A 20,959-nucleotide genomic window follows, 5' to 3' on the forward strand; every position below is an offset into this window, starting at 1 on the left:
CGCTGCCGTCAGAGACGTCTTGCCGTGGTCAACGTGCCCAATCGTACCAATGTTAACGTGCGGCTTATTGCGCTCAAACTTACTCTTTGCCATTTTCGGCTCTCCATTTTTCCTGTCCCCGAAGGGATCAATTCTTGTTATCGGTCAATTGGTATTCCGGTCACTTCTGACCGGAATACTTTGCCTGGATTTCCTGTGCGACGTTCGACGGAACCGGCGCGTAATGATCGAAGGTCATCGTGTACTGTGCACGGCCCTGAGACATGGAACGCAGGTTATCGACATACTTGAACATGTTTGCCAGCGGGACGTTCGCGTTGATGACAACAGCGATACCGCGGCTTTCCTGGCCCTGGATCTGGCCACGACGCGAGTTCAGGTCGCCGATGACGTCGCCGACGTAGTCTTCCGGCGTCACGACTTCGACCTTCATCATCGGCTCGAGGAGCTGAGCGCCGGCTTCGCGGGCAGCTTCACGGAAGCAAGCACGCGAGGCGATTTCGAAGGCCAGAACCGACGAGTCGACGTCGTGGAAGGCGCCATCGATGAGCGTCGCCTTGACGCCGAGCATCGGGAAGCCAGCCAGCGGGCCTGAAGACAGAACGCTTTCGATGCCCTTCTGAACGCCGGGGATGTATTCCTTCGGAACGGAACCGCCAACGATCTTGGACTCGAACTTGAAATCGTCGCCTTCCGGGTTCGGTTCGAACACGATCTTGACGCGAGCGAACTGACCGGTACCACCCGACTGCTTCTTGTGGGTGTAGTCCTTCTCCGTCTGGCGCGTGATGGTTTCGCGGTAAGCAACCTGCGGCGCGCCGACAGTTGCTTCAACCTTGAATTCACGACGCATACGGTCGACGATGATGTCGAGGTGAAGTTCACCCATGCCGGCGATGATCGTCTGGCCCGATTCCTGGTCCGTCTTCACGCGGAAGGACGGGTCTTCTGCAGCCAGGCGGTTGAGCGCGAGGCCCATCTTTTCCTGGTCGCCCTTGGTCTTCGGCTCGATCGCGATCTGGATGACCGGCTCGGGGAATTCCATGCGCTCGAGGATAACCGGCTTCAGCGGATCGCAGAGCGTATCGCCAGTGGTGGTTTCCTTGAGGCCGGCCAGAGCGACGATGTCGCCAGCGAAGGCTTCTTCGATGTCTTCACGCGAGTTCGAGTGCATCTGTAGCATACGGCCGACACGCTCGCGCTTGTCCTTGACCGTATTCATGACCGACGCGCCCTTTTCGAGCTTGCCGGAGTAGACGCGGGCGAAGGTCAGCGAACCGACGAAGGGGTCGTTCATGATCTTGAATGCCAGCATGGACAACGGCTCGCTGTCGTCAGCGTGACGTTCGATCTCGGCCTCGGTCTTGAAATCGATGCCCTTGATCGCCGGAATGTCGAGCGGCGACGGCAGGTATTCGACAACGGCGTCGAGCAGCGGCTGAACACCCTTGTTCTTGAAGGCGGTGCCGCAGAACATCGGATGGAACTTGACGTCGATCGTGCCACGACGGACGAGCGCGCGGATCTGATCGTTGTCAGGCAGGTTGCCTTCGAGGTAAGCTTCAGTCGCGGCTTCGTCGATCTCGACAACGGTCTCGATCAGCTTTTCGCGATATTCTTCAGCCTTGGCCTTCATGTCTTCCGGAATTTCGACGACGTCCCACTGAGCGCCGAGCGATTCGTCGCGCCAGATGAGAGCGTTCATCTCGATCAGGTCGATGACGCCCTTGAACTCGGTTTCAGCACCGATCGGCAGCTGCATGACGACAGCGGTAGCGCCGAGGCGGGTCTTGATCATCTCGACCGAGCGATAGAAATCGGCGCCGGTCTTGTCCATCTTGTTGCAGAAGATCATGCGCGGAACATGATACTTCTCGGCCTGACGCCAGACGGTTTCCGTCTGCGGCTCAACGCCGGCGTTGGCATCGAGCAGCGCGATGGCGCCGTCGAGAACGCGCAGCGAACGCTCGACTTCGATGGTGAAGTCGACGTGGCCGGGAGTGTCGATAATGTTGAAGCGGCGGGTCTTGCCGTCACGGCCCTTCCAGTAGGTCGTGGTGGCAGCGGAGGTGATCGTGATGCCACGCTCCTGCTCCTGCTCCATCCAGTCCATGGTGGCGGCACCATCGTGCACTTCGCCGATCTTGTGCGACTTGCCGGTGTAGTAAAGAATACGCTCGGTGGTCGTGGTCTTACCGGCGTCGATGTGCGCCATGATACCGAAATTGCGGTAGTCTTCGATCTTATATTCGCGAGCCATAATGGACTGCCTTTCCGAAACCGTTCGGGATTACCAGCGATAATGCGAGAACGCACGGTTGGCATCAGCCATCTTGTGCGTATCTTCGCGCTTCTTAACGGCAGCGCCGCGGTTGTTGGAGGCATCGAGAAGTTCGCCGCTGAGGCGGTCGACCATCGTGGTCTCGTTGCGCTTGCGAGCAGCAGCGATCAGCCAGCGAATGGCCAGAGCCTGACGACGCTCCGGGCGAACATCGACCGGAACCTGGTAGGTAGCACCACCGACACGACGCGAACGAACTTCAACGTGCGGAGCGATGTTATCCAAAGCCTGATGGAACACGCCGAGCGGCTCCTGCTTTGCCTTGCCCTGCACGGCGTCGAATGCGCCGTATACGATGTTTTCAGCCACGGACTTCTTGCCGTCGAGCATGATGGCATTCATGAACTTGGTGACGACCAGATCGCCGAACTTCGGGTCCGGGTTGATCTCGCGCTTTTCTGCTCTGTGACGTCTGGACATGTACTTCTCGTCTCTCAACTATTAGCGGCGCTTCACCACGCGGAGAACCTCGCGCAGCACCGGATTATCTGAAACCGAATTACTTCGGACGCTTTGCACCGTACTTGGAACGGCGCTGCTTACGGTTCTTGACACCCTGGGTATCGAGAACGCCGCGGATGATGTGGTAACGGACACCCGGAAGGTCCTTAACGCGGCCGCCACGGATCATGACGACTGAGTGTTCCTGAAGGTTGTGACCTTCACCCGGAATGTAACCAATGACTTCGAAGCCGTTGGTCAGGCGGATCTTTGCGACCTTACGCAGAGCCGAGTTCGGCTTCTTCGGCGTCGTCGTGTAGACGCGGGTGCAAACGCCGCGCTTCTGCGGGTTCTCCTGAAGAGCAGGAACCTTGTTACGCTTTACCTGCGCCTGGCGAGGCTTGCGGATCAGCTGGTTTACGGTAGGCATTCAACCATCCCTTATAAATCTATCTCGACACCCTTGCGGGCATGACTATCGCCGTCACCGGCAACGACACACGATCGTCTCAATGCGCAAAACGTGGCCCGATCCGCTTTCGCAGATGGACCACAGAAAAGCAGAGGACGCCGATATGGCGTCTTGCGTGCAGCATTCGTGTCTTCAACGTGCGTTTTAGAACCTTGTTTGAGGTGAACTCCAGAGCGCGTCGCCCCGAACAGCCATGCCTCACATGGGTCCTGATGGCGGCGGTACTACTGGTTTCCCGTCGCTTCGTCAAGGCCGGTTAAGAAATTATCTTTGTCACAGAGGCCTGAAAGGCCCGGCAAACCAGCCATTTGGCGCTTTCGATACGGAAATGCCGCCCCTTCGGCAAGATGGACTTTGGTATTTCGTTAAAATCCCTATAAGAAATCACGGAAAGACAATTCCATCAGATGACCCGTGCGACCAAAAGGAATCGCCTGGTCGATTCGACACCCCCGAAGGAAGACTCATGATTACTGCGCCAGACAACGACAACAATTCCGACGGCCCCATGGTCTTCATCATCATCGGCAAGGGCTACGAGACCGACGGCGGCGAAGGCGTCGACCTCCATGTCATGCTGAAAGCGCCTGATGACGACTCCGCCGTGCGCGAAGCGCTCAACGCGCTTGCCGAAGAAGGCTTCATCGAAGCCGACCTCGACCAAATCGGCCTGCTGACGGACGTACCGGACGAAGAGCCGCACGCATCGGCCTATCAGGGTGCACTCGAAGGAGAAGTGGCGATCATCCGGTTCCGCTGACAGGTAGTCCTCCGGAGGCCAGGCAACCGCCCTGCCCCGCTTTCGCTCCATCACCGAATAAAAGAGAAGCCGCCCGGATCACTCCGGGCGGCTTTTGATTTCCAGCAGGCTTGCCGCCCTTATTCGGCAGCAGGAGCCTTCTCGCCAGCCATGTCCTGAAGCATGGGCGTGGCGACGCCAGCGTCCGTGCCCTTGCGACGCTCTTCCAGAATGAGCTCGTCGCGAGCCGTGGCGATGCGGCGGATCTGGGTCATGGTGCCGCCGGTACCGGCCGGGATGAGACGGCCGACGATGACGTTTTCCTTCAGACCCTGCAGGCCGTCGGTCTTGCCGGCGATCGCAGCTTCCGTCAGTACCTTCGTCGTTTCCTGGAAGGAAGCGGCAGAGATGAAGGACGGCGTTTGCAGCGACGCCTTGGTGATGCCGAGCAGAACCGGATCGCCGTAAGCGGGCTTCTTGCCTACCTCGATCAGGCGGTCGTTGGCGTCCTCCAGCTCGATACGATCGACGTTGTCGCCGACGATATACTGGCTGTCGCCCGCATCGGTGATTTCCACCTTCTGCAGCATCTGACGGACAATCACTTCGATGTGCTTGTCGTTGATGACAACGCCCTGCAAGCGGTAGACTTCCTGGATTTCGTTGACGAGATAGGAAGCCAAAGCCTCCACGCCCTTGATCGCCAGGATGTCGTGCGGAGCCGGGTTACCGTCGAGGATGTAGTCACCCTTTTCGATATAGTCGCCATCCTGAAGATGGAAGGGCTTGCCCTTCGGGATCAGGTACTCGACCGGCTCGACACCGTCTTCCGCCGGCTCGATGATGACGCGGCGCTTGTTCTTGTAATCGCGGCCGAGACGGATCGTACCATCGATCTCTGCGATGATGGCATGGTCCTTCGGACGACGAGCCTCGAACAGTTCGGCAACACGCGGCAGACCGCCCGTGATGTCCTTGGTCTTGGCGCTTTCCAGCGGCGAACGGGCGAGAACGTCACCCTGCGACACCTTCTGGCCCGGCTCGACCGACAGGATCGCGTCGACCGAGAGCAGGAAGCGGGCGTCACCGCCGCGCGACAGCTTGGCAACATTGCCGCTGGCGTCCTTGATGACGATCGCCGGCTTCAGATCCGAGCCACGCGGCGTCGAACGCCAGTCGAAGACCTGACGCTTGGTGATGCCTGTGGACTCGTCGGTTGCTTCGAGAACCGAAAGACCGTCGATGACGTCTTCGAAGTGAACCGTACCGGCCACTTCCGTCATCATCGGGCGGGTATAGGGATCCCACTCCGCCAGACGCTGGCCGCGCTTCACCTTGTCGCCATCGTCGACATGGAGCTTCGAGCCATAGGCGACGCGCTGCGAGGAACGCTCGACACCGCGCTCGTCCAGGATCTGGACCGTCATGTTGCGGCCCATGGCAACCAGGTTGCCATCGGAGTTGCGCAGCATGTTGCGGTTCTTGATCTGAACCGTGCCCTCGTAGGAGGCTTCCAGGAACGACTGGTCGACCACGGTGGCCGTGCCGCCCAAGTGGAACGTACGCATGGTCAGCTGCGTGCCCGGTTCACCGATCGACTGCGCGGCGATGACGCCGACAGCTTCACCGAGATTAACAGGCGTGCCGCGAGCCAGGTCGCGGCCGTAGCAGACCGAGCAGACGCCCGTCTGGATTTCGCAGGTCAGTGCCGAACGGATACGGATCGACTGGATACCAGCCTTCTCGATCTCGATGACATCCGGCTCAAGGATCATCCTGCCGGCATCGACGATACGCTCACCCGTGACCGGATGATCGATATCGTCCAGCGCCGTACGGCCGAGGATGCGGGCGCCGATCGAAGCGACGACCTGACCGGCATCGACGATGGCGGTCATGGTGAGGCCCTTGTCGGTACCGCAATCGACGTGGGTGACAATGCAATCCTGAGCGACGTCGACGAGACGGCGGGTCAGGTAACCCGAGTTCGCGGTCTTCAAGGCGGTGTCAGCAAGACCCTTACGGGCACCGTGCGTCGAGTTGAAGTACTCGTTCACGGTCAGGCCTTCCTTGAAGTTCGAGATGATCGGCGTCTCGATGATTTCGCCCGACGGCTTGGCCATGAGGCCGCGCATGCCGCCCAACTGACGCATCTGGTTCGGAGAACCGCGGGCGCCCGAGTGGCTCATCATGTAGATCGAGTTCATCGGCTTCTGACGACCGGTCGCCGGATCGAATTCGACGGCCTTAATGCGGGCCATCATTTCTTCGGCGACCTTTTCCGTGGCCTTGCCCCAGGCGTCGACAACCTTGTTGTACTTTTCGCCCTGGGTGATCAGGCCGTCATTGTACTGCTGCTCGTATTCCTTCACCAGGGCTTCGGTGTCACCGACGATCTTAACCTTGGTATCCGGAATGACCATGTCGTCCTTGCCGAACGAAATGCCGGCGCGGCAGGCATGGGAGAAACCGAGCTGCATGATGCGGTCGCAGAAAATGACCGTGTCCTTCTGGCCGCAGTGGCGGTAGACCGTGTCGATCATCTTGGAGATGTTCTTCTTGGTCATTTCCTGGTTGCAGATGTCGAAGGTCACCTTGCCATGCTTCGGCAGCAACTCGCCGATCAGCAGGCGGCCGGGCGTCGTTTCGTAGATCTTCGAATAGGGCTTACCCTCTTCGTCGACCGACTTGAAGCGGCCGCGGATCTTCGAATGCAGCGTCACAACCTTGTTTTCGAGAGCATGGTGCAGCTCGCCGAGGTCGGAGAAGGCCATGCCTTCGCCCGGCTCGTTCTGGTTCAGGATCGACAGGTAGTACAGGCCGAGAACCATGTCCTGCGAGGGAACGATGATCGGCGCGCCGTTTGCCGGATGCAGGATGTTGTTGGTCGACATCATCAGCACGCGGGCTTCAAGCTGGGCTTCCAGCGACAGCGGCACGTGAACGGCCATCTGGTCGCCGTCGAAGTCGGCGTTGAAGGCCGTGCAGACGAGCGGGTGCAGCTGGATAGCCTTGCCTTCGACCAGCATGGGTTCGAAGGCCTGGATGCCCAGGCGGTGCAGCGTCGGCGCACGGTTCAAGAGAACCGGATGCTCGCGGATGACCTCGTCGAGGATATCCCAAACTTCCGGCTTTTCCTTTTCGACCAGCTTCTTGGCCTGCTTGACGGTCGAGGAATAACCCTTCGCGTCGAGGCGGGCGTAGATGAACGGCTTGAACAGCTCGAGCGCCATCTTCTTCGGCAGGCCGCACTGGTGCAGCTTCAATTCCGGACCGGTCACGATGACCGAACGGCCGGAATAGTCGACGCGCTTGCCGAGCAGGTTCTGACGGAAGCGGCCCTGCTTGCCCTTGAGCATGTCGGACAGCGACTTCAGCGGACGCTTGTTGGCGCCGGTGATGACGCGGCCGCGACGGCCGTTGTCGAACAGCGCATCGACAGATTCCTGCAGCATGCGCTTTTCGTTGCGGATGATGATGCCCGGAGCGCGCAGCTCGATGAGGCGCTTCAGACGGTTGTTACGGTTGATGACGCGGCGATACAGATCGTTCAGATCCGAGGTCGCGAAACGGCCGCCATCCAGCGGAACCAGCGGGCGCAGGTCCGGCGGGATGACCGGAACGACCTTCATGATCATCCATTCCGGACGATTGCCTGACTCCATGAAGTTCTCGACGATCTTCAGGCGCTTCATCAGCTTCTTCTGCTTGAGATCCGACGTGGTGTCGGCAAGCTCGGCACGCAGGTCGCCCGCGATCTTTTCGAGGTTCATGCTGGCCAGCATCTCGTAGATCGCTTCAGCACCGATCATGGCGGTGAACTGGTCTTCGCCATATTCGTCGATGGCGAGCATGTACTCTTCTTCCGAGAGAAGCTGATGCTCCTTCAGGGCGGTAAGGCCCGGCTCGGTGACGATGTAGTTTTCGAAGTAGAGGACGCGCTCGACATCCTTCAGCGTCATGTCGAGCAGCGTGGAAATGCGGCTCGGCAGCGACTTCAGGAACCAGATATGGGCAACGGGAGCGGCGAGCTCGATATGACCCATGCGCTCACGGCGAACGCGCGACAGCGTGACTTCGACGCCGCACTTTTCGCAGATGATGCCCTTGTACTTCATGCGCTTGTACTTGCCGCACAGGCACTCGTAATCCTTGATCGGCCCGAAGATTCGTGCGCAGAAAAGACCATCGCGTTCCGGCTTGAACGTACGATAGTTGATCGTTTCCGGCTTCTTGATCTCGCCATAAGACCAGGAAAGAATCTTCTCCGGCGATGCGATCGAAATCCGGATGGAATCGAAATTCTGTGCAGGCACCTGCGGATTGAAAAGATTCATGACCTCTTGGTTCATGCCTGTCTCCTTTTGGGGCGAAGCGCCCTCGAACTGCAATCAGTGCCGGCAAATTCCCGGGAACCGGACTGACGCGTTAAAACGACAATAACCGCAAAATGCGGCGAAACCGTCCCCGCCTGGCGCTACCCGAAATAGGGCGCCGGCTGGAACGGTGCGCGCTGACGGACAGCGCGCACCCTATCGACTTTACTCGGCCGCATCCGGAAGCTGGTTCGCCGTCTGCAGATCGTCGATCTTGGAATTTTCCAACTCGACGCTGAGACCCAGCGAACGCATTTCCTTGACGAGAACGTTGAAGCTTTCCGGAATGCCCGCCTCGAAGGTATCGTCGCCACGGACAATGGCTTCGTAGACCTTGGTGCGGCCGGCCACGTCGTCCGACTTGACCGTGAGCATTTCCTGCAGCGTGTAGGCTGCACCGTAAGCTTCGAGCGCCCAGACTTCCATTTCGCCGAAGCGCTGACCGCCGAACTGCGCCTTACCGCCCAGCGGCTGCTGGGTGACGAGTGAGTAAGGACCGATCGAACGGGCGTGGATCTTGTCGTCGACAAGGTGGTTCAGCTTCAGCATGTAGATGTAGCCAACCGTGACCTGACGGTCGAACTGCTCGCCGGTACGACCGTCGTACAGCGTCGACTGACCGGTCTGCTTGAGACCTGCCATGACCAGCATCTCGTTGACATCGGCTTCACCGGCGCCGTCGAAGACCGGGGTCGCTATGGACACGCCACGCTTCCACTGGTCGGCCAGACGCAGAACCGATGCATCGTCATACTCGTGAACGTCGTCGCTCTTCGGACCGTCGCCGACGACCATGTCGATCGTCTTGCGCAGAGGTTCGATGTTGCCGCTCGCCTTGTAAGCTTCGATCAGCTCGCCGATCTGACGACCCATGCCGGCGCAAGCCCAGCCGAGGTGCGTCTCGAGGATCTGACCAACGTTCATGCGCGAGGGAACGCCGAGCGGGTTCAGCACGATGTCGACATGCGTGCCGTCTTCGAGGAACGGCATGTCTTCGACCGGCACGATGCGCGATACGACGCCCTTGTTGCCGTGACGGCCGGCCATCTTGTCGCCCGGCTGGATCTTGCGCTTCACAGCGACGAAGACCTTGACCATCTTCATGACGCCCGGAGGCATTTCATCGCCGCGCTGGACCTTCTCGACCTTGTCCATGAAGCGCTGTTCGAGGCGCGACTTGGATTCGTCGTACTGGCCACGCAGGGCTTCGAGTTCGCCCTGGACCTTCTCGTCCTCGACGGCGAACATCCACCACTGCGAACGCGGATACTCCGAAACGACGGCGTTCGACAGTTCCGTGCCCTTCTTGAAGCCCTTCGGACCGGCAAGAGCAACCTGACCACGGAGCATTTCGACCAGGCGGCCGTAGACGTTGCGGTCAAGGATCGCCTGCTCGTCGTCGCGGTCCTTCGCGAGACGCTCGATCTCTTCGCGCTCGATCGCCATGGCGCGTTCGTCCTTCTCAACGCCGTGGCGGTTGAAGACGCGAACTTCGACGACCGTACCGTAGGTGCCGGGCGGCATGCGCATGGAGGTGTCGCGAACGTCGGATGCCTTTTCACCGAAGATAGCGCGCAGAAGCTTTTCTTCCGGCGTCATCGGGCTTTCGCCCTTCGGCGTGATCTTGCCGACGAGGATATCGCCCGGCTGGACTTCGGCGCCGATGTAAACGATGCCGGCTTCGTCCAGGTTCTTCAGCGCTTCTTCCGAAACGTTAGGAATGTCGCGGGTGATTTCTTCCGGACCGAGCTTGGTGTCGCGCGCCATCACTTCGAATTCCTCGATGTGGATGGAGGTGAACACGTCATCGGCAACGATACGCTCGGAGAGCAGGATCGAGTCTTCGTAGTTGTAGCCGTTCCACGGCATGAACGCGACGAGCACGTTCCGGCCGAGCGCCAGATCGCCGAGGTCGGTCGAGGGACCGTCCGCCAGGATGTCGCCCTTGTTGACCACGTCGCCGACGGTGACCAGCGGGCGCTGGTTGACGCAGGTGTTCTGGTTCGAACGCTGGAACTTCATCAGGCGATAGATATCGACGCCGGACTTCGACGGATCGAGATCTTCCGTGGCGCGGATAACGATACGCGTCGCGTCGACCTGGTCGACCACACCGCCGCGGCGAGCGCCGATGGCAGCACCCGAGTCACGCGCGACGACCGGCTCCATGCCGGTGCCGACGAACGGAGCTTCGGCGCGCAAGAGCGGCACGGCCTGACGCTGCATGTTCGAGCCCATGAGAGCACGGTTGGCGTCGTCGTTTTCCAGGAACGGGATCAGCGCGGCTGCGACCGAAACCAGCTGCTTCGGCGAGACGTCCATCAGGTTGATGTTGTCGCGCGGAGCGAGCATGACTTCGCCGGCATGACGGCAAACGACGAATTCTTCGATGAAGGAACCTTCAGCGTCGAGCTCTGCGTTGGCCTGGGCAACGTAGTACTTCGCCTCTTCCATGGCGGAGAGGTAGAGCACGTCGTTGGTCACCTTACCGTCGATGATGCGGCGATAAGGGCTTTCGATGAAGCCGTACTTGTTGACGCGGGCGAAGGTCGCCAGCGAATTGATGAGGCCGATGTTCGGACCTTCCGGCGTTTCGATCGGGCAAATACGACCGTAGTGCGTCGGGTGCACGTCGCGAACTTCGAAGCCGGCGCGCTCGCGGGTCAGACCGCCCGGGCCAAGAGCCGAAAGGCGGCGCTTGTGGGTGATTTCCGAAAGCGGGTTCACCTGGTCCATGAACTGCGACAGCTGCGAGGAACCGAAGAATTCGCGAACGGCGGCAGCCGCCGGCTTCGCGTTGATCAGATCCTGCGGCATGACCGTGTCGATTTCGATCGAGGACATACGTTCCTTGATCGCACGCTCCATGCGCAGCAGGCCAAGACGGTACTGGTTCTCCATCAGCTCGCCGACCGAACGGACGCGGCGGTTGCCGAGGTTGTCGATGTCGTCGATTTCGCCCTTGCCGTCGCGCAATTCGACCAGCATCTTGACCACGGCCAGGATGTCGTCCTTGCGCAGGACGCGAACGGTGTCGGCAACGTCGAGGTCGAGGCGCATGTTCATCTTGACGCGGCCGACGGCGGAGAGATCGTAACGCTCCGCATCGAAGAACAGCGAGTTGAACATGGCTTCGGCCGACTCCATGGTCGGCGGCTCACCCGGGCGCATGACGCGATAGATGTCGAACAGAGCGTCCTGACGGTTCTCGTTCTTGTCGGCAGACAGCGTGTTGCGGATGTAGGCGCCGACATTGATATGGTCGATGCCGAGAACCGGAATTTCTTCGAAACCAGCCTTCAGGATGACCGGCAGGGTCTTCTCGTCGATTTCGTCGCCGGCTTCGAGATAGATCTCACCGGTCCGAAGGTTGACGATATCCTCCGCCAGGAACAGACCGTACAGCTCTTCGTCCGTCGCCTTCAGGGCCTTGAGGCCCTTGTCCTGCAGTTGACGCAGCAGACGCGGGGTCAGCTTCTTGCCGCCTTCGACCACGACTTCGCCGGTGTCGGCGTCGATCATGTCGGTAACGGTCTTGGCGCCCTTCAGCGTTTCCGCGTTGAAGGGAATGCGCCAGCCATCGCCGGAGCGCTGGTAGAGCGACTTCGTATAGAAGGTCGACAGGATTTCTTCGCCATCCATGCCGAGCGCCATCAGCAGCGACGTCACCGGAATCTTGCGGCGGCGGTCGATACGGGCGTAGACGATGTCCTTGGCGTCGAATTCGATGTCGAGCCAGGAACCGCGATACGGGATGACGCGGGCGGCAAAGAGCAGCTTGCCGGAAGAATGGCTCTTGCCCTTGTCGTGATCGAAGAAGACGCCCGGCGAACGGTGCATCTGCGATACGATCACGCGCTCGGTACCGTTGACGATGAAGGTACCGTTGTTCGTCATGAGCGGCATGTCGCCCATGTAGACGCTCTGTTCCTTGATGTCCTTGATGGACTTCGCGCCCGTATCCTCATCGATATCGAACACGATCAGACGGAGAGTGACCTTCAGCGGCGCGGCATAGGTCAGGTCGCGCTGGCGGCACTCGTCGACGTCGAACTTCGGCGGTTCGAATTCATACGATACGAACTCCAGCATCGAAGCGCCGGAGAAATCGGTGATCGGGAAAACCGACCTGAAAACGGCCTGAAGACCTTCGTCCGGGCGGCCGCCCTTCGGCTCTTCGACCATCAGAAACTGATCGTAGGACGCCTTCTGAACCTCGATGAGGTTCGGCATCTCTGCGACTTCGGGAATCTTACCAAAAAACTTGCGTACGCGCCTGCGCCCATTGAACGAAAGGGTCTGAGCCATCGTCGCTCCTTTAAAATCCTGCACCCGGGCCTGCAACGGATGGGAACCGCTGGCCAGGCGATCCCATCAATCAATGAGTAGTTCAATCTCGTCTAACTAATCGAAAACCGCTCGGCACGGATTGCGTCGCGGTTCGATTTGAGACCATCCTCTTGAAGAACCCATTACCCAAAAGCCGGTTTGCCTGCGGCTTTTGGGTAATTCGTTCAGAAAAACGGCAAATGGGAGGCGGCAAAAAGCCACCTCCCAAAGCAGTTTCAAGCTTACTTGACGTCGACCTTTGCGCCGGCGTCTTCGAGCTTCTTCTTGATGTCAGCGGCTTCAGCCTTGGAAACGCCTTCCTTGACAGCCTTCGGAGCAGCTTCGACGAGGTCCTTAGCTTCCTTGAGGCCGAGGCCGGTGATAGCGCGGACTTCCTTGATGACGTTGATCTTGTTCGCGCCAACATCCGTGAGGATGGCGTCGAATTCGGTCTTTTCTTCTTCAACGACAGCAGCAGCGGCAGCACCACCAGCGGCAGCAACAGCTACCGGAGCAGCGGCGGAAACGCCCCACTTTTCTTCGAGAAGCTTGGACAGTTCTGCGGCTTCGAGAACGGTCAGCGAGGAGAGGTCGTCTACGATCTTTGCGAGATCAGCCATTTTTGTAGTTCCTTTTGTTCGGTTCGAACTGGTTGATTATGAACAGCGAAAAACCGCCTTACGCGGCTTCGTCCTTCTTGGCGTAGGCCGAGAACACGCGAGCAAGCTGACTTGCCGGCGCTGCAACAACACCTGCGATGCGGGTAGCCGGAGTCTGGATCATGCCCAGCAGCTTCGCGCGCAGCTCGTCCAGCGAAGGCAGGGTCGCGAGCGACTTCACACCTTCGGGGTTGAGCGTTGTTGTTCCCATGGCGCCGCCCAAGACAACGATCTTATCGTTGCCCTTGGCGAAATCCACGACGACCTTCGGAGCGGTAATCGGATCAGTGCTGTATGCGATCAGCGTCTGACCGGTGAAGAGATCGGAAATCCCTTCCGCGTCCGTGCCCTGAAGAGCAATTTTGGCCAGGCGGTTCTTCGCGACTTTGATAGTGCCGCCAGCAGCGCGCATCTTCGAACGAAAATCGTTCATCTGAGCGACTGTAGCACCAGCATAGTGGGCCACGACAACTGAGCCCGAAGCCTTGAAGACTTCGTTCAGTTCCGTGACGAATTCGCGTTTTTCCGCTCTTTCCACTGCTTTTCTCCAGTTGACAGGACCGGGTTAACGGACCTGCCGGGTTGCCTTTTGCCTCATGGGATCAAGTAGATCCCAAGCGACGCTTGAGGATCCTGTCCCCTCGCGCTCGAGCCTGACGGCTCCAAGGCACAAGGCATCCAAGGCTCGAACCGAGTTCATCGAAGCAACGCTTCTTCAAAATTCGGGTCTTACCCGTCTCATGCAGGCTTAAGTGATTAAGGGATAACCACCTGCAATCTCGGACAGGAATTCCGGATTTCTCCGGAAATCCCGGCCCCGAAAGGCCGGGAATTCTTGAGTGCCGGGCAAGATGCCCGGCATAATCATCAGGCGCTCGGCGCCGTAACCGTCGACAGCTCGATCTTGACACCCGGACCCATGGTCGAGGAGATCGCTACGCGCTTCAGGTAGTTGCCCTTGGCGCCAGCCGGCTTTGCCTTGATGACGGCGTCGGCGAAGGCGCGGATGTTTTCTTCCAGAGCCTTGGCGTCGAAGGAAGCCTTGCCGATGCCGGCATGGACAATACCAGCCTTCTCGACGCGGAACTCGACAGCGCCGCCCTTGGAAGCTTCGACGGCAGACTTTACGTCCATCGTGACGGTACCGACCTTCGGGTTCGGCATCATGCCGCGCGGGCCGAGAACCTTACCGAGACGGCCGACGAGCGGCATCATGTCCGGGGTCGCGATGCAACGATCGAAGTCGATCTTGCCGCCCTGAACGATTTCGACCAGGTCTTCCGCGCCAACGATGTCAGCGCCTGCAGCCTTGGCTTCATCAGCCTTGACGCCACGAGCGAAGACGGCAACGCGAACCGTGCGGCCCGTGCCGTTCGGCAGGTTGACGACGCCGCGAACCATCTGGTCGGCGTGACGCGGGTCAACGCCGAGATTCATCGCGATTTCGACGGTTTCGTCGAACTTGGCGACGGCACGTTCCTTGACCATGTTGATGGCCAGATCCAGAGCATAAAGCTTGGTCGGATCAACGCCTTCACGAGTCTTTTGAATACGCTTTGCTACCATGGTCTCAACCCACCACTTCCAGGCCCATGGCGCGGGCGGAGCCCTCGATCATGGCCATTGCGCCTTCGATATCGGCGGCGTTCAGATCCTTCATCTTGGCTTCGGCGATAGACTTCACCTGAGCCTTAGTCAAAGTGCCAGCCTTGGCGCCCTTGCCCGGGGTCTTCGAGCCGGACTGGATCTTTGCTTCCTTCTTCAGGAAATAGCTGACCGGCGGCTGCTTCATGATGAAGGTAAAGGACTTGTCCTGGTAGTAGGTGATGACGACCGGGATCGGCATACCCTTTTCCATTTCCTGCGTGGCGGCATTGAACGCCTTGCAGAATTCCATGATGTTAATGCCACGCTGACCAAGCGCAGGACCGATCGGCGGCGACGGATTCGCCGAGCCGGCCTTAACCTGCAGCTTGAGCTGGCCTGCAACTTTCTTAGCCATTTCTCTCTGCCTTTCTGAATGGCCGGTCTCCCGGCCCACGATGCCGGATCGCTCCGGCGGCTGCGGTTGCGTGGTGCGGATTAAAGACCTGGCTAAGGCCCCACCCTTCCACGCGGATTGCGGCTGCGCCGCGAGATATAAGTAAGCATTTACTTATATCCAAACTCATTGGAAAGATCAGCAATCAAACCGATCTTTCCGGACGGAAACGATCAAACCTTCTCGACCTGACTGTATTCCAGCTCGACCGGCGTAGCGCGGCCGAAGATCGAGACCTCCACCTTCAGGCGCGAACGCTCTTCGTCCACATCCTGAACCGTGCCGTTGAACGAGGCGAACGGACCATCGGAAACGCGGACCTGCTCGCCGATCTCGAAGGATACCGAAGCCTTCGGCCGCTCGACACCTTCCTGGACCTGACCGAGAATGCGCTCGGCTTCATAATCCGGAATCGGAACTGGTTTATTGTCGGAGCCCAGGAAGCCAGTGACCTTCGGCGTATTCTTGATCAGGTGGTAAGCTTCATCCGTCAGGTTGGCGCGAACCAGCACATAACCCGGGAAAAACTTACGCTCGCTATCGACCTTGCGACCGCGACGCACTTCGACGACCTTTTCAGTCGGCACGAGGATCCGTTCGAACAGATGCCCGAGACCCTTCTGCCTGGCTTTCTCCTCGATGGATTCAGCCACTTTCTTTTCAAAATTAGAATAAGCGTGAACGATGTACCAACGTGCCGCCATGTTCATCTCCACCCGATATCAGTTGCCGGTATTCAGCACATAGCTGAGTATCCAGCCAATGAGCTGGTCGGCAGCAAAGAAAAACAACGAGGCGAAAACAACCATGACAAGTACCATCACCGTCGAGATCATCGTCTCACGGCGTGATGGCCAAGTGATTTTCGACGTCTCGGAGCGAACTTGCTGCAGAAACGCTAGTGGATTCGTTTTGGATGCCATTGACTGCCCACGCAATTACGGCGCGTAAAGCTGAACATATCAGCCCCACGCACCGCGTGTCTGTTGAACCCTACATAAACACCGATTCCCAATTTAACAAGAGGCAATCCAGTGTTTTCGAAAATTTGCCGTCAAAACGGCATGCTCCCTCAACTTGAAAAGCAGCGAAATAACCGCGCCAATCAAATCAAAGGAAAGTGGCAGGGGCAGCAGGGCTCGAACCTACGACCTGCGGTTTTGGAGACCGCCGCTCTACCAACTGAGCTATACCCCTTCATTCTTCGAGTATTTACATCAAGCGGTGGACCGCCTGAGCAGTTCGAAGACATGGCGCTCCCTTTAAGACGGGACGAAACGATTGGCAAGAGCGTTTTTCGCTTTTTCCCAATCGAGCCCGCAGCTTCGCGGCATGCAGCCCAGCACGGTCAATAGCGCCGCCGCGCAGAACCATTGCGGAAGGCGCCGAAAAGGCGCCTCTCGCTGCGCCGTTACTCCCCAGGCGAACCCTTCGGCTTCCGCTTCAGAAATTTTGGCCTGAGGCGGCGCAGGAAATTATCCGTCGAACGAATCACATTGGTCAGCGAAATCAGCTTGTCCACTTCCGCATCCGCGTTGCCCAATCGCTCGGACAGCACTTCCGCGGCGGCCAGCGAAATCTCGGCCGATGGTATTTCGGAAAAACGTTCAGCGAGCCTGATATAGGGATTAAGGGAAACGCCGCCATGAATGGTGATCTTCCCGAGACGCGCGAAGAGGCGCAGGAAGGTTTGCTCGAAGGTCCAGTCATGGGCGGAGACCACCCTCCACTTCTGGCTACGTCTCGCCGAAAAGCCGGCAAGAACGATGGCTCCGGGTAGCTTCAAATCGCTGAGCCATAGCGCCATGGCGAAACCGCTGGTCGGCGTCTTGCCTTCCGTATAAAAATCGGAGCAGAAACCGACCAGATCGAGATGGCCTGTCGGCGCGCCCTGAAAGTCGGCGGCCGGATTGAGCTTCTCCTCCGGGCCGAGGCGGATGTTCATGATGCCGAGGAAATATTCCTTCGGGAAGAATTTGACGACCTCGCCCACCTCGCCCCGATAGACGATATTCGCACCGCGCGGCTGACCGCGCGAGATCAGCAGCGAGTGCCCGGGGAAAGGACGGTCCAGAACCTTGTAGACCTTATTGAAGAAGACGAAGAGCGCTGTCGGCGGAAACTGCGCCTGCAGGCTTCCCATGTCGACTGCGTCGCTGTTGGCGACCAGCACGATATGAGAATAAGCCGCCAGCAGGGGGCGCCATTCGTCGGCGCTGTTCAGGCCAGCCGCGGAGCCCGCGGCCGGGAGGTCGGCATCCGCGGCCCCTGTCGGCTCTCGCCTCAACTCGCTCACTTCTGCTGTACGTGCAGCATACGCTCACGCATGGCAAACCATTCCTCGGCGTAATCGTCGTTGCGGTATTCGTCGAAATACGGACCGCCGTCGGTGAAATGCACCAGCTTGGCATCCTCGCGGTAGTCGTATTCATTGACGAGATAATTCCAGGTCACCGGCACCTCACCGATCTGGTCGTCGCTTTCCAGCCACTTGAACTGATGGAGCTCAAGGCCGGTGGCCGTGTTGACGAAGTCTTTCGTCAATGCCTTGCACTTGGCATTGTTGAACAGGATCATGCTCGACCAGTTCTTCTTCGCGTACTTGGTCTGCGTCTGGCCGAGGAACTTGGTTTCGATCTTCGGCTGGTAATCGTGCTTGACGCACATGGCCGCATAGCGATCGTCGCGCAGCGCCCAGAGTTCGGCGATATCGGTGCGGGCCAGCATGTCGCAATCCATGAAGATGCTCCAGCCCTCATAGTCGCTGAGGTAGGGCACCAGGAAGCGCGAGAAGGAAAACTCGGTCGACTGCAGCGCATTACGCTCGCGCGTGAAAATGCCGCTCAGATTGTTGAGCACGATCGGCGAGAATACCACCGGGATCGAGGACCGCTCGATGATGCTCTGGGCGAGGACGTGATAGGCCACGACCTCCTTGGAATCGAAACCGACAAAAATACGTGCAACACTATCCTTCATGACACCTCCGAAACGACCGACCCCTTGAGAGCCAGCCGGCAAACCATTTTTCGTAGCGACGCAAACTGCCCCGGCTCCATCCCCAAAGCACCAGGGCCGGGGGATGTTCGTTCGAAACAGGGGCGCGAATATGCCGTACCACCCGCTGCAATCTCCAGGAGATACCCAGCATACGCAACCCTACTTAAATAAACGGGGATATTTGTCGAGTGTTTGCGGAAGCATTTTTGGTTATGCTGCGTAACAAATGGAGAGGCGTCGTATCCGGTCGACGCCTCTGCCGGGCTCCGCGAGAGCGCCCCGCCCTATTCGGAGGTCATGCAGCTTCAGACCTTCACATATCGCCGCCAGTCGTGCTCTTCCTTGAAACCGAGGACTTCGCGGATCTTGCGGTTGGAAAGCAAGCCTTCATATTCGCCGATCTCACGGGTGAAAGGCACGTTCGGATAGTGCTTGGCGGCGAGTTCGCGCGAGGGCGTGTTGGCTGAAACCGTGTCGTTGGCGGCGTTGAATACCTGGAAGCCCAGGCCGCTTTTTTCGATGCAGAGGTGAACGATCTGGCCGAGATCGCGGGCGTCGATATAGCTCCAGGCGATGCGCTTGCGGATCCCGCTGTCGGCGAAATATTCCGGGAAGCGCTCATATTCGTGGGGCTCGATGACGTTGCCGATGCGCAGCGCATAGATGTCGATGCCGAAGCGCTCGGCGAAGGCCCGCGCCGTCTTTTCGTTCAGAACCTTGGACAGGCCATAGGAATCCATCGGATTGACGTCATAGTCCTCCTCCAGCGGGAATTGATGGAAATCGCGATGGCCTTCGGCGAAGCAGACGCCGTAGGTCGTTTCGCTTGAGGCAACGATGATCTTCTTCACGCCGAGCTTCGCCGCCGCCTCGATGACGTTATAGGTGCTCATCGTGTTGATGCGAAACGTCTCGTTGTCGGGCTTCAACAGGATGCGCGGGACGGCTGCGAAATGCACGACGGCATCGAAGGGCTGCACGCCCCTGCCCTGATCGAGATCGGGGAAATCCCGATGCATGGTCAGGACGTTATAGACCTGTCCCGCATCGGTGACATCGGCCTGCAGATTGGTGACACCGGGGCTGTTCAGCGGCACGAGATCGATGTTGTGGACTTCGTAACCGGCCTCGACCAGCCAGGGCACGGTGTGGCGTCCGGCCTTGCCGCTGCCGCCAGTAAACAGAATGCGCTTCTTCATGAAATCTCCTCCGGATAAAATCCTAGCGATAGGTAGACCTTTTCGGCTTTTTCGCAAGGCAGGTGCGGCGGTTGGAATCACTTGACCGACGTGCTTGCGGTGGAATTGATGTGTCAGGCGATCATTGAAGGGGTGGAAAACGAATGCGCCCGATCACGCTCGTCGAATACGATCCGGCATGGCCCGCGCTCTTTGAGGACCGCCGCGAGACGATCAGTACCCTGCTCGGCCATCCTGCCCAAATCTATCATATCGGCAGCACCGCCGTCCCCGGAATGCGAGCCAAGCCCAAGCTTGATATCGATGCCGTTCTTGCATCGGAAGATGCAAGGGTCGATGCAACCGAACGCCTGAAGAAGGCCGGCTATCGCTTTCACGGCGATCTGCACGGTGCCGACAGATGGGCTTTAACCATGGACGAAAAGCCCTACGGCACGCGCCTCTACCTTTGCCTGCCCGGCAATGGCGCCCATCACGAGCGCATCCTTTTCCGCGATCATCTTCGCACTCATCCGGAGATCGCGGCAAGCTATGCCGCATTGAAGCAGCGATTGGCGGAAGAGGCCAACGGCGATTGGGATCATTATACTGAAGGAAAAGCTGATTTCGTCGCCGACGTCGTCCGCCGCGCCATCGCGGAGCTGATTTAAGCGCCGTTCATCAACGAATGGTGACAAATTGCATTACCTATGCAGATGCTGCAAAACCCGCGCGGCACTCTGCTCGATCGAAAGGCGACTTGTATCGAGAATCCCGCAGCCTTGCGCCAAGGCTTCATTGCGCAGATAGGTTGCCCAGTTCATCATCTCCGCATTGGCCAGCTCTGGCTGGCCGCGCTCCATCGTCAACCGATGCGTTCTCGCCGCATCGTCGCAATCGACCAATAACAGTTTGTATTCATTGATCTTTGCTGCCGCGATAGCTTCAATGACGAAGGACATCCGCATCTGTCCCTCGAGCAGCGCCGCCTCACCCCTCCGGACATGTGGGGCAAGACGTGCCAGCCACTCCATGGTTTTGGCGCGCTGCCAGGCCTCCGGCGAGCCATGATCTTGGATCATGACGTCAAGTGCGGGGACGCCGATGCTGTCAAAATGATGGACGGTCACCTCAAGCGCATGATCCCTCGCTATCGCCTGCGCGATCGTCGTCTTGCCCGAGCCCGAGGCGCCCGTCAGAATGATCAATCCCATGGCACTTCCCCCAATACAAAAGGCCCCGCTGTTTCCAGCGGGGCCTTCTTATAAAGGAATAATCCGAGGATTATTCGACGATGGATGCGACGATGCCTGCGCCGACGGTACGGCCGCCTTCGCGGATGGCGAAGCGCAGCTTTTCTTCCATCGCGATCGGCACGATCAG

General features: G+C 58.9%; 18 protein-coding genes, 1 tRNA gene and 1 pseudogene. 2 read left to right on the forward strand and 18 right to left on the reverse strand.

Annotation, left to right across the window (positions count from 1 at the left end):
* From FHT29_RS33915 to rpsL, 4 genes are all read right to left on the reverse strand, one after another.
* Positions 1 to 93: GTP-binding protein (locus FHT29_RS33915; RefSeq protein ID WP_018010120.1), on the reverse strand; the 93-nt coding region annotated here is incomplete at its 3' end.
* Between the two features lie 67 nt (positions 94 to 160).
* Entirely contained in the window at positions 161 to 2,260 is a 2,100-nt protein-coding gene (gene fusA, locus FHT29_RS33920; protein WP_037201277.1) for an elongation factor G, read from the reverse strand.
* Between the two features lie 30 nt (positions 2,261 to 2,290).
* Complete coding sequence (gene rpsG, locus FHT29_RS33925; RefSeq protein ID WP_034513449.1) at positions 2,291 to 2,761, reverse strand: 30S ribosomal protein S7; 471 nt, start codon at positions 2,759 to 2,761, stop codon at positions 2,291 to 2,293.
* Between the two features lie 79 nt (positions 2,762 to 2,840).
* Positions 2,841 to 3,212, reverse strand: coding sequence for a 30S ribosomal protein S12 (gene rpsL, locus FHT29_RS33930; RefSeq protein WP_003507760.1), 372 nt, complete (start codon positions 3,210 to 3,212; stop codon positions 2,841 to 2,843).
* Positions 3,213 to 3,720: 508 nt separating this feature from the next.
* Here rpsL and FHT29_RS33935 point away from each other — a divergent pair.
* The gene (locus FHT29_RS33935; RefSeq protein WP_047562197.1) at positions 3,721 to 4,014 is read left to right on the forward strand and encodes a hypothetical protein; all 294 of its coding nucleotides are present in this window, start codon (positions 3,721 to 3,723) and stop codon (positions 4,012 to 4,014) included.
* A gap of 119 nt (positions 4,015 to 4,133) precedes the next feature.
* Here FHT29_RS33935 and rpoC read toward each other — a convergent pair whose 3' ends face one another.
* From rpoC to FHT29_RS33995, 12 genes are all read right to left on the reverse strand, one after another.
* Complete coding sequence (gene rpoC, locus FHT29_RS33940) at positions 4,134 to 8,345, reverse strand: DNA-directed RNA polymerase subunit beta' (protein ID WP_037201282.1); 4,212 nt, start codon at positions 8,343 to 8,345, stop codon at positions 4,134 to 4,136.
* 189 nt (positions 8,346 to 8,534) lie between these two features.
* On the reverse strand, positions 8,535 to 12,677 hold the full coding sequence (rpoB, locus tag FHT29_RS33945; RefSeq protein WP_037201284.1) for a DNA-directed RNA polymerase subunit beta: 4,143 nt from the start codon (positions 12,675 to 12,677) through the stop codon (positions 8,535 to 8,537).
* A 263-nt stretch (positions 12,678 to 12,940) separates the two neighbouring features.
* The gene (gene rplL, locus FHT29_RS33950) at positions 12,941 to 13,318 is read right to left on the reverse strand and encodes a 50S ribosomal protein L7/L12 (RefSeq protein WP_034486692.1); all 378 of its coding nucleotides are present in this window, start codon (positions 13,316 to 13,318) and stop codon (positions 12,941 to 12,943) included.
* A gap of 58 nt (positions 13,319 to 13,376) precedes the next feature.
* Positions 13,377 to 13,895, reverse strand: coding sequence for a 50S ribosomal protein L10 (rplJ, locus tag FHT29_RS33955; RefSeq protein ID WP_034513455.1), 519 nt, complete (start codon positions 13,893 to 13,895; stop codon positions 13,377 to 13,379).
* 329 nt (positions 13,896 to 14,224) lie between these two features.
* The gene (gene rplA / locus FHT29_RS33960) at positions 14,225 to 14,923 is read right to left on the reverse strand and encodes a 50S ribosomal protein L1 (protein ID WP_037201285.1); all 699 of its coding nucleotides are present in this window, start codon (positions 14,921 to 14,923) and stop codon (positions 14,225 to 14,227) included.
* Positions 14,924 to 14,927: 4 nt separating this feature from the next.
* On the reverse strand, positions 14,928 to 15,359 hold the full coding sequence (gene rplK / locus FHT29_RS33965) for a 50S ribosomal protein L11 (RefSeq protein WP_037201287.1): 432 nt from the start codon (positions 15,357 to 15,359) through the stop codon (positions 14,928 to 14,930).
* A 212-nt stretch (positions 15,360 to 15,571) separates the two neighbouring features.
* Positions 15,572 to 16,102: a transcription termination/antitermination protein NusG gene (gene nusG / locus FHT29_RS33970; RefSeq protein ID WP_034513460.1), complete on the reverse strand. Its 531-nt coding sequence runs from the start codon at positions 16,100 to 16,102 to the stop codon at positions 15,572 to 15,574.
* Between the two features lie 18 nt (positions 16,103 to 16,120).
* A complete protein-coding gene (gene secE, locus FHT29_RS33975; RefSeq protein WP_034513461.1) occupies positions 16,121 to 16,321 on the reverse strand; it encodes a preprotein translocase subunit SecE in 201 nt (66 codons plus the stop codon).
* 198 nt (positions 16,322 to 16,519) lie between these two features.
* Positions 16,520 to 16,595, reverse strand: a tRNA-Trp gene (locus FHT29_RS33980).
* 214 nt (positions 16,596 to 16,809) lie between these two features.
* Positions 16,810 to 17,685, reverse strand: a complete 876-nt coding sequence (locus FHT29_RS33985) for a 3-deoxy-manno-octulosonate cytidylyltransferase (protein ID WP_168601167.1) — start codon at positions 17,683 to 17,685, stop codon at positions 16,810 to 16,812.
* Between the two features lie 5 nt (positions 17,686 to 17,690).
* The gene (locus FHT29_RS33990) at positions 17,691 to 18,377 is read right to left on the reverse strand and encodes a glycosyl transferase (RefSeq protein ID WP_037201288.1); all 687 of its coding nucleotides are present in this window, start codon (positions 18,375 to 18,377) and stop codon (positions 17,691 to 17,693) included.
* A gap of 326 nt (positions 18,378 to 18,703) precedes the next feature.
* Positions 18,704 to 19,597 carry an NAD(P)-dependent oxidoreductase gene (locus FHT29_RS33995; protein ID WP_168601165.1) on the reverse strand — a complete coding sequence of 298 codons (894 nt, stop codon included), beginning with the start codon at positions 19,595 to 19,597 and terminating at the stop codon, positions 18,704 to 18,706.
* A 143-nt stretch (positions 19,598 to 19,740) separates the two neighbouring features.
* Here FHT29_RS33995 and FHT29_RS34000 point away from each other — a divergent pair, with 143 nt between their 5' ends.
* Complete coding sequence (locus tag FHT29_RS34000) at positions 19,741 to 20,247, forward strand: GrpB family protein (RefSeq protein WP_168601166.1); 507 nt, start codon at positions 19,741 to 19,743, stop codon at positions 20,245 to 20,247.
* Positions 20,248 to 20,280: 33 nt separating this feature from the next.
* Here FHT29_RS34000 and FHT29_RS34005 read toward each other — a convergent pair whose 3' ends face one another.
* Together FHT29_RS34005 and FHT29_RS34010 are read right to left on the reverse strand one after the other, a co-directional pair.
* On the reverse strand, positions 20,281 to 20,790 hold the full coding sequence (locus tag FHT29_RS34005; protein ID WP_047640969.1) for an AAA family ATPase: 510 nt from the start codon (positions 20,788 to 20,790) through the stop codon (positions 20,281 to 20,283).
* Positions 20,791 to 20,860: 70 nt separating this feature from the next.
* Positions 20,861 to 20,959 (reverse strand): annotated as a pseudogene (locus tag FHT29_RS34010) (elongation factor Tu); the annotation flags it as partial.

Source organism: Rhizobium sp. SG741 (assembly GCF_012275435.1).
GTDB lineage: Bacteria > Pseudomonadota > Alphaproteobacteria > Rhizobiales > Rhizobiaceae > Rhizobium > Rhizobium lusitanum.

Bases quoted from the DNA above. Each gene is read 5' to 3' on its own strand.
- fusA (WP_037201277.1), bottom strand. From the start codon at position 2,260: ATGGCTCGCGAATATAAGATCGAAGACTACCGCAATTTCGGTATCATG.
- rpsG (WP_034513449.1), bottom strand. From the start codon at position 2,761: ATGTCCAGACGTCACAGAGCAGAAAAGCGCGAGATCAACCCGGACCCG.
- rpsL (WP_003507760.1), bottom strand. From the start codon at position 3,212: ATGCCTACCGTAAACCAGCTGATCCGCAAGCCTCGCCAGGCGCAGGTA.
- FHT29_RS33935 (WP_047562197.1), top strand. From the start codon at position 3,721: ATGATTACTGCGCCAGACAACGACAACAATTCCGACGGCCCCATGGTC.
- rpoC (WP_037201282.1), bottom strand. From the start codon at position 8,345: ATGAACCAAGAGGTCATGAATCTTTTCAATCCGCAGGTGCCTGCACAG.
- rpoB (WP_037201284.1), bottom strand. From the start codon at position 12,677: ATGGCTCAGACCCTTTCGTTCAATGGGCGCAGGCGCGTACGCAAGTTT.
- rplL (WP_034486692.1), bottom strand. From the start codon at position 13,318: ATGGCTGATCTCGCAAAGATCGTAGACGACCTCTCCTCGCTGACCGTT.
- rplA (WP_037201285.1), bottom strand. From the start codon at position 14,923: ATGGTAGCAAAGCGTATTCAAAAGACTCGTGAAGGCGTTGATCCGACC.
- rplK (WP_037201287.1), bottom strand. From the start codon at position 15,359: ATGGCTAAGAAAGTTGCAGGCCAGCTCAAGCTGCAGGTTAAGGCCGGC.
- nusG (WP_034513460.1), bottom strand. From the start codon at position 16,102: ATGGCGGCACGTTGGTACATCGTTCACGCTTATTCTAATTTTGAAAAG.
- secE (WP_034513461.1), bottom strand. From the start codon at position 16,321: ATGGCATCCAAAACGAATCCACTAGCGTTTCTGCAGCAAGTTCGCTCC.
- FHT29_RS33990 (WP_037201288.1), bottom strand. From the start codon at position 18,377: ATGAAGGATAGTGTTGCACGTATTTTTGTCGGTTTCGATTCCAAGGAG.
- FHT29_RS33995 (WP_168601165.1), bottom strand. From the start codon at position 19,597: ATGAAGAAGCGCATTCTGTTTACTGGCGGCAGCGGCAAGGCCGGACGC.
- FHT29_RS34000 (WP_168601166.1), top strand. From the start codon at position 19,741: ATGCGCCCGATCACGCTCGTCGAATACGATCCGGCATGGCCCGCGCTC.
- FHT29_RS34005 (WP_047640969.1), bottom strand. From the start codon at position 20,790: ATGGGATTGATCATTCTGACGGGCGCCTCGGGCTCGGGCAAGACGACG.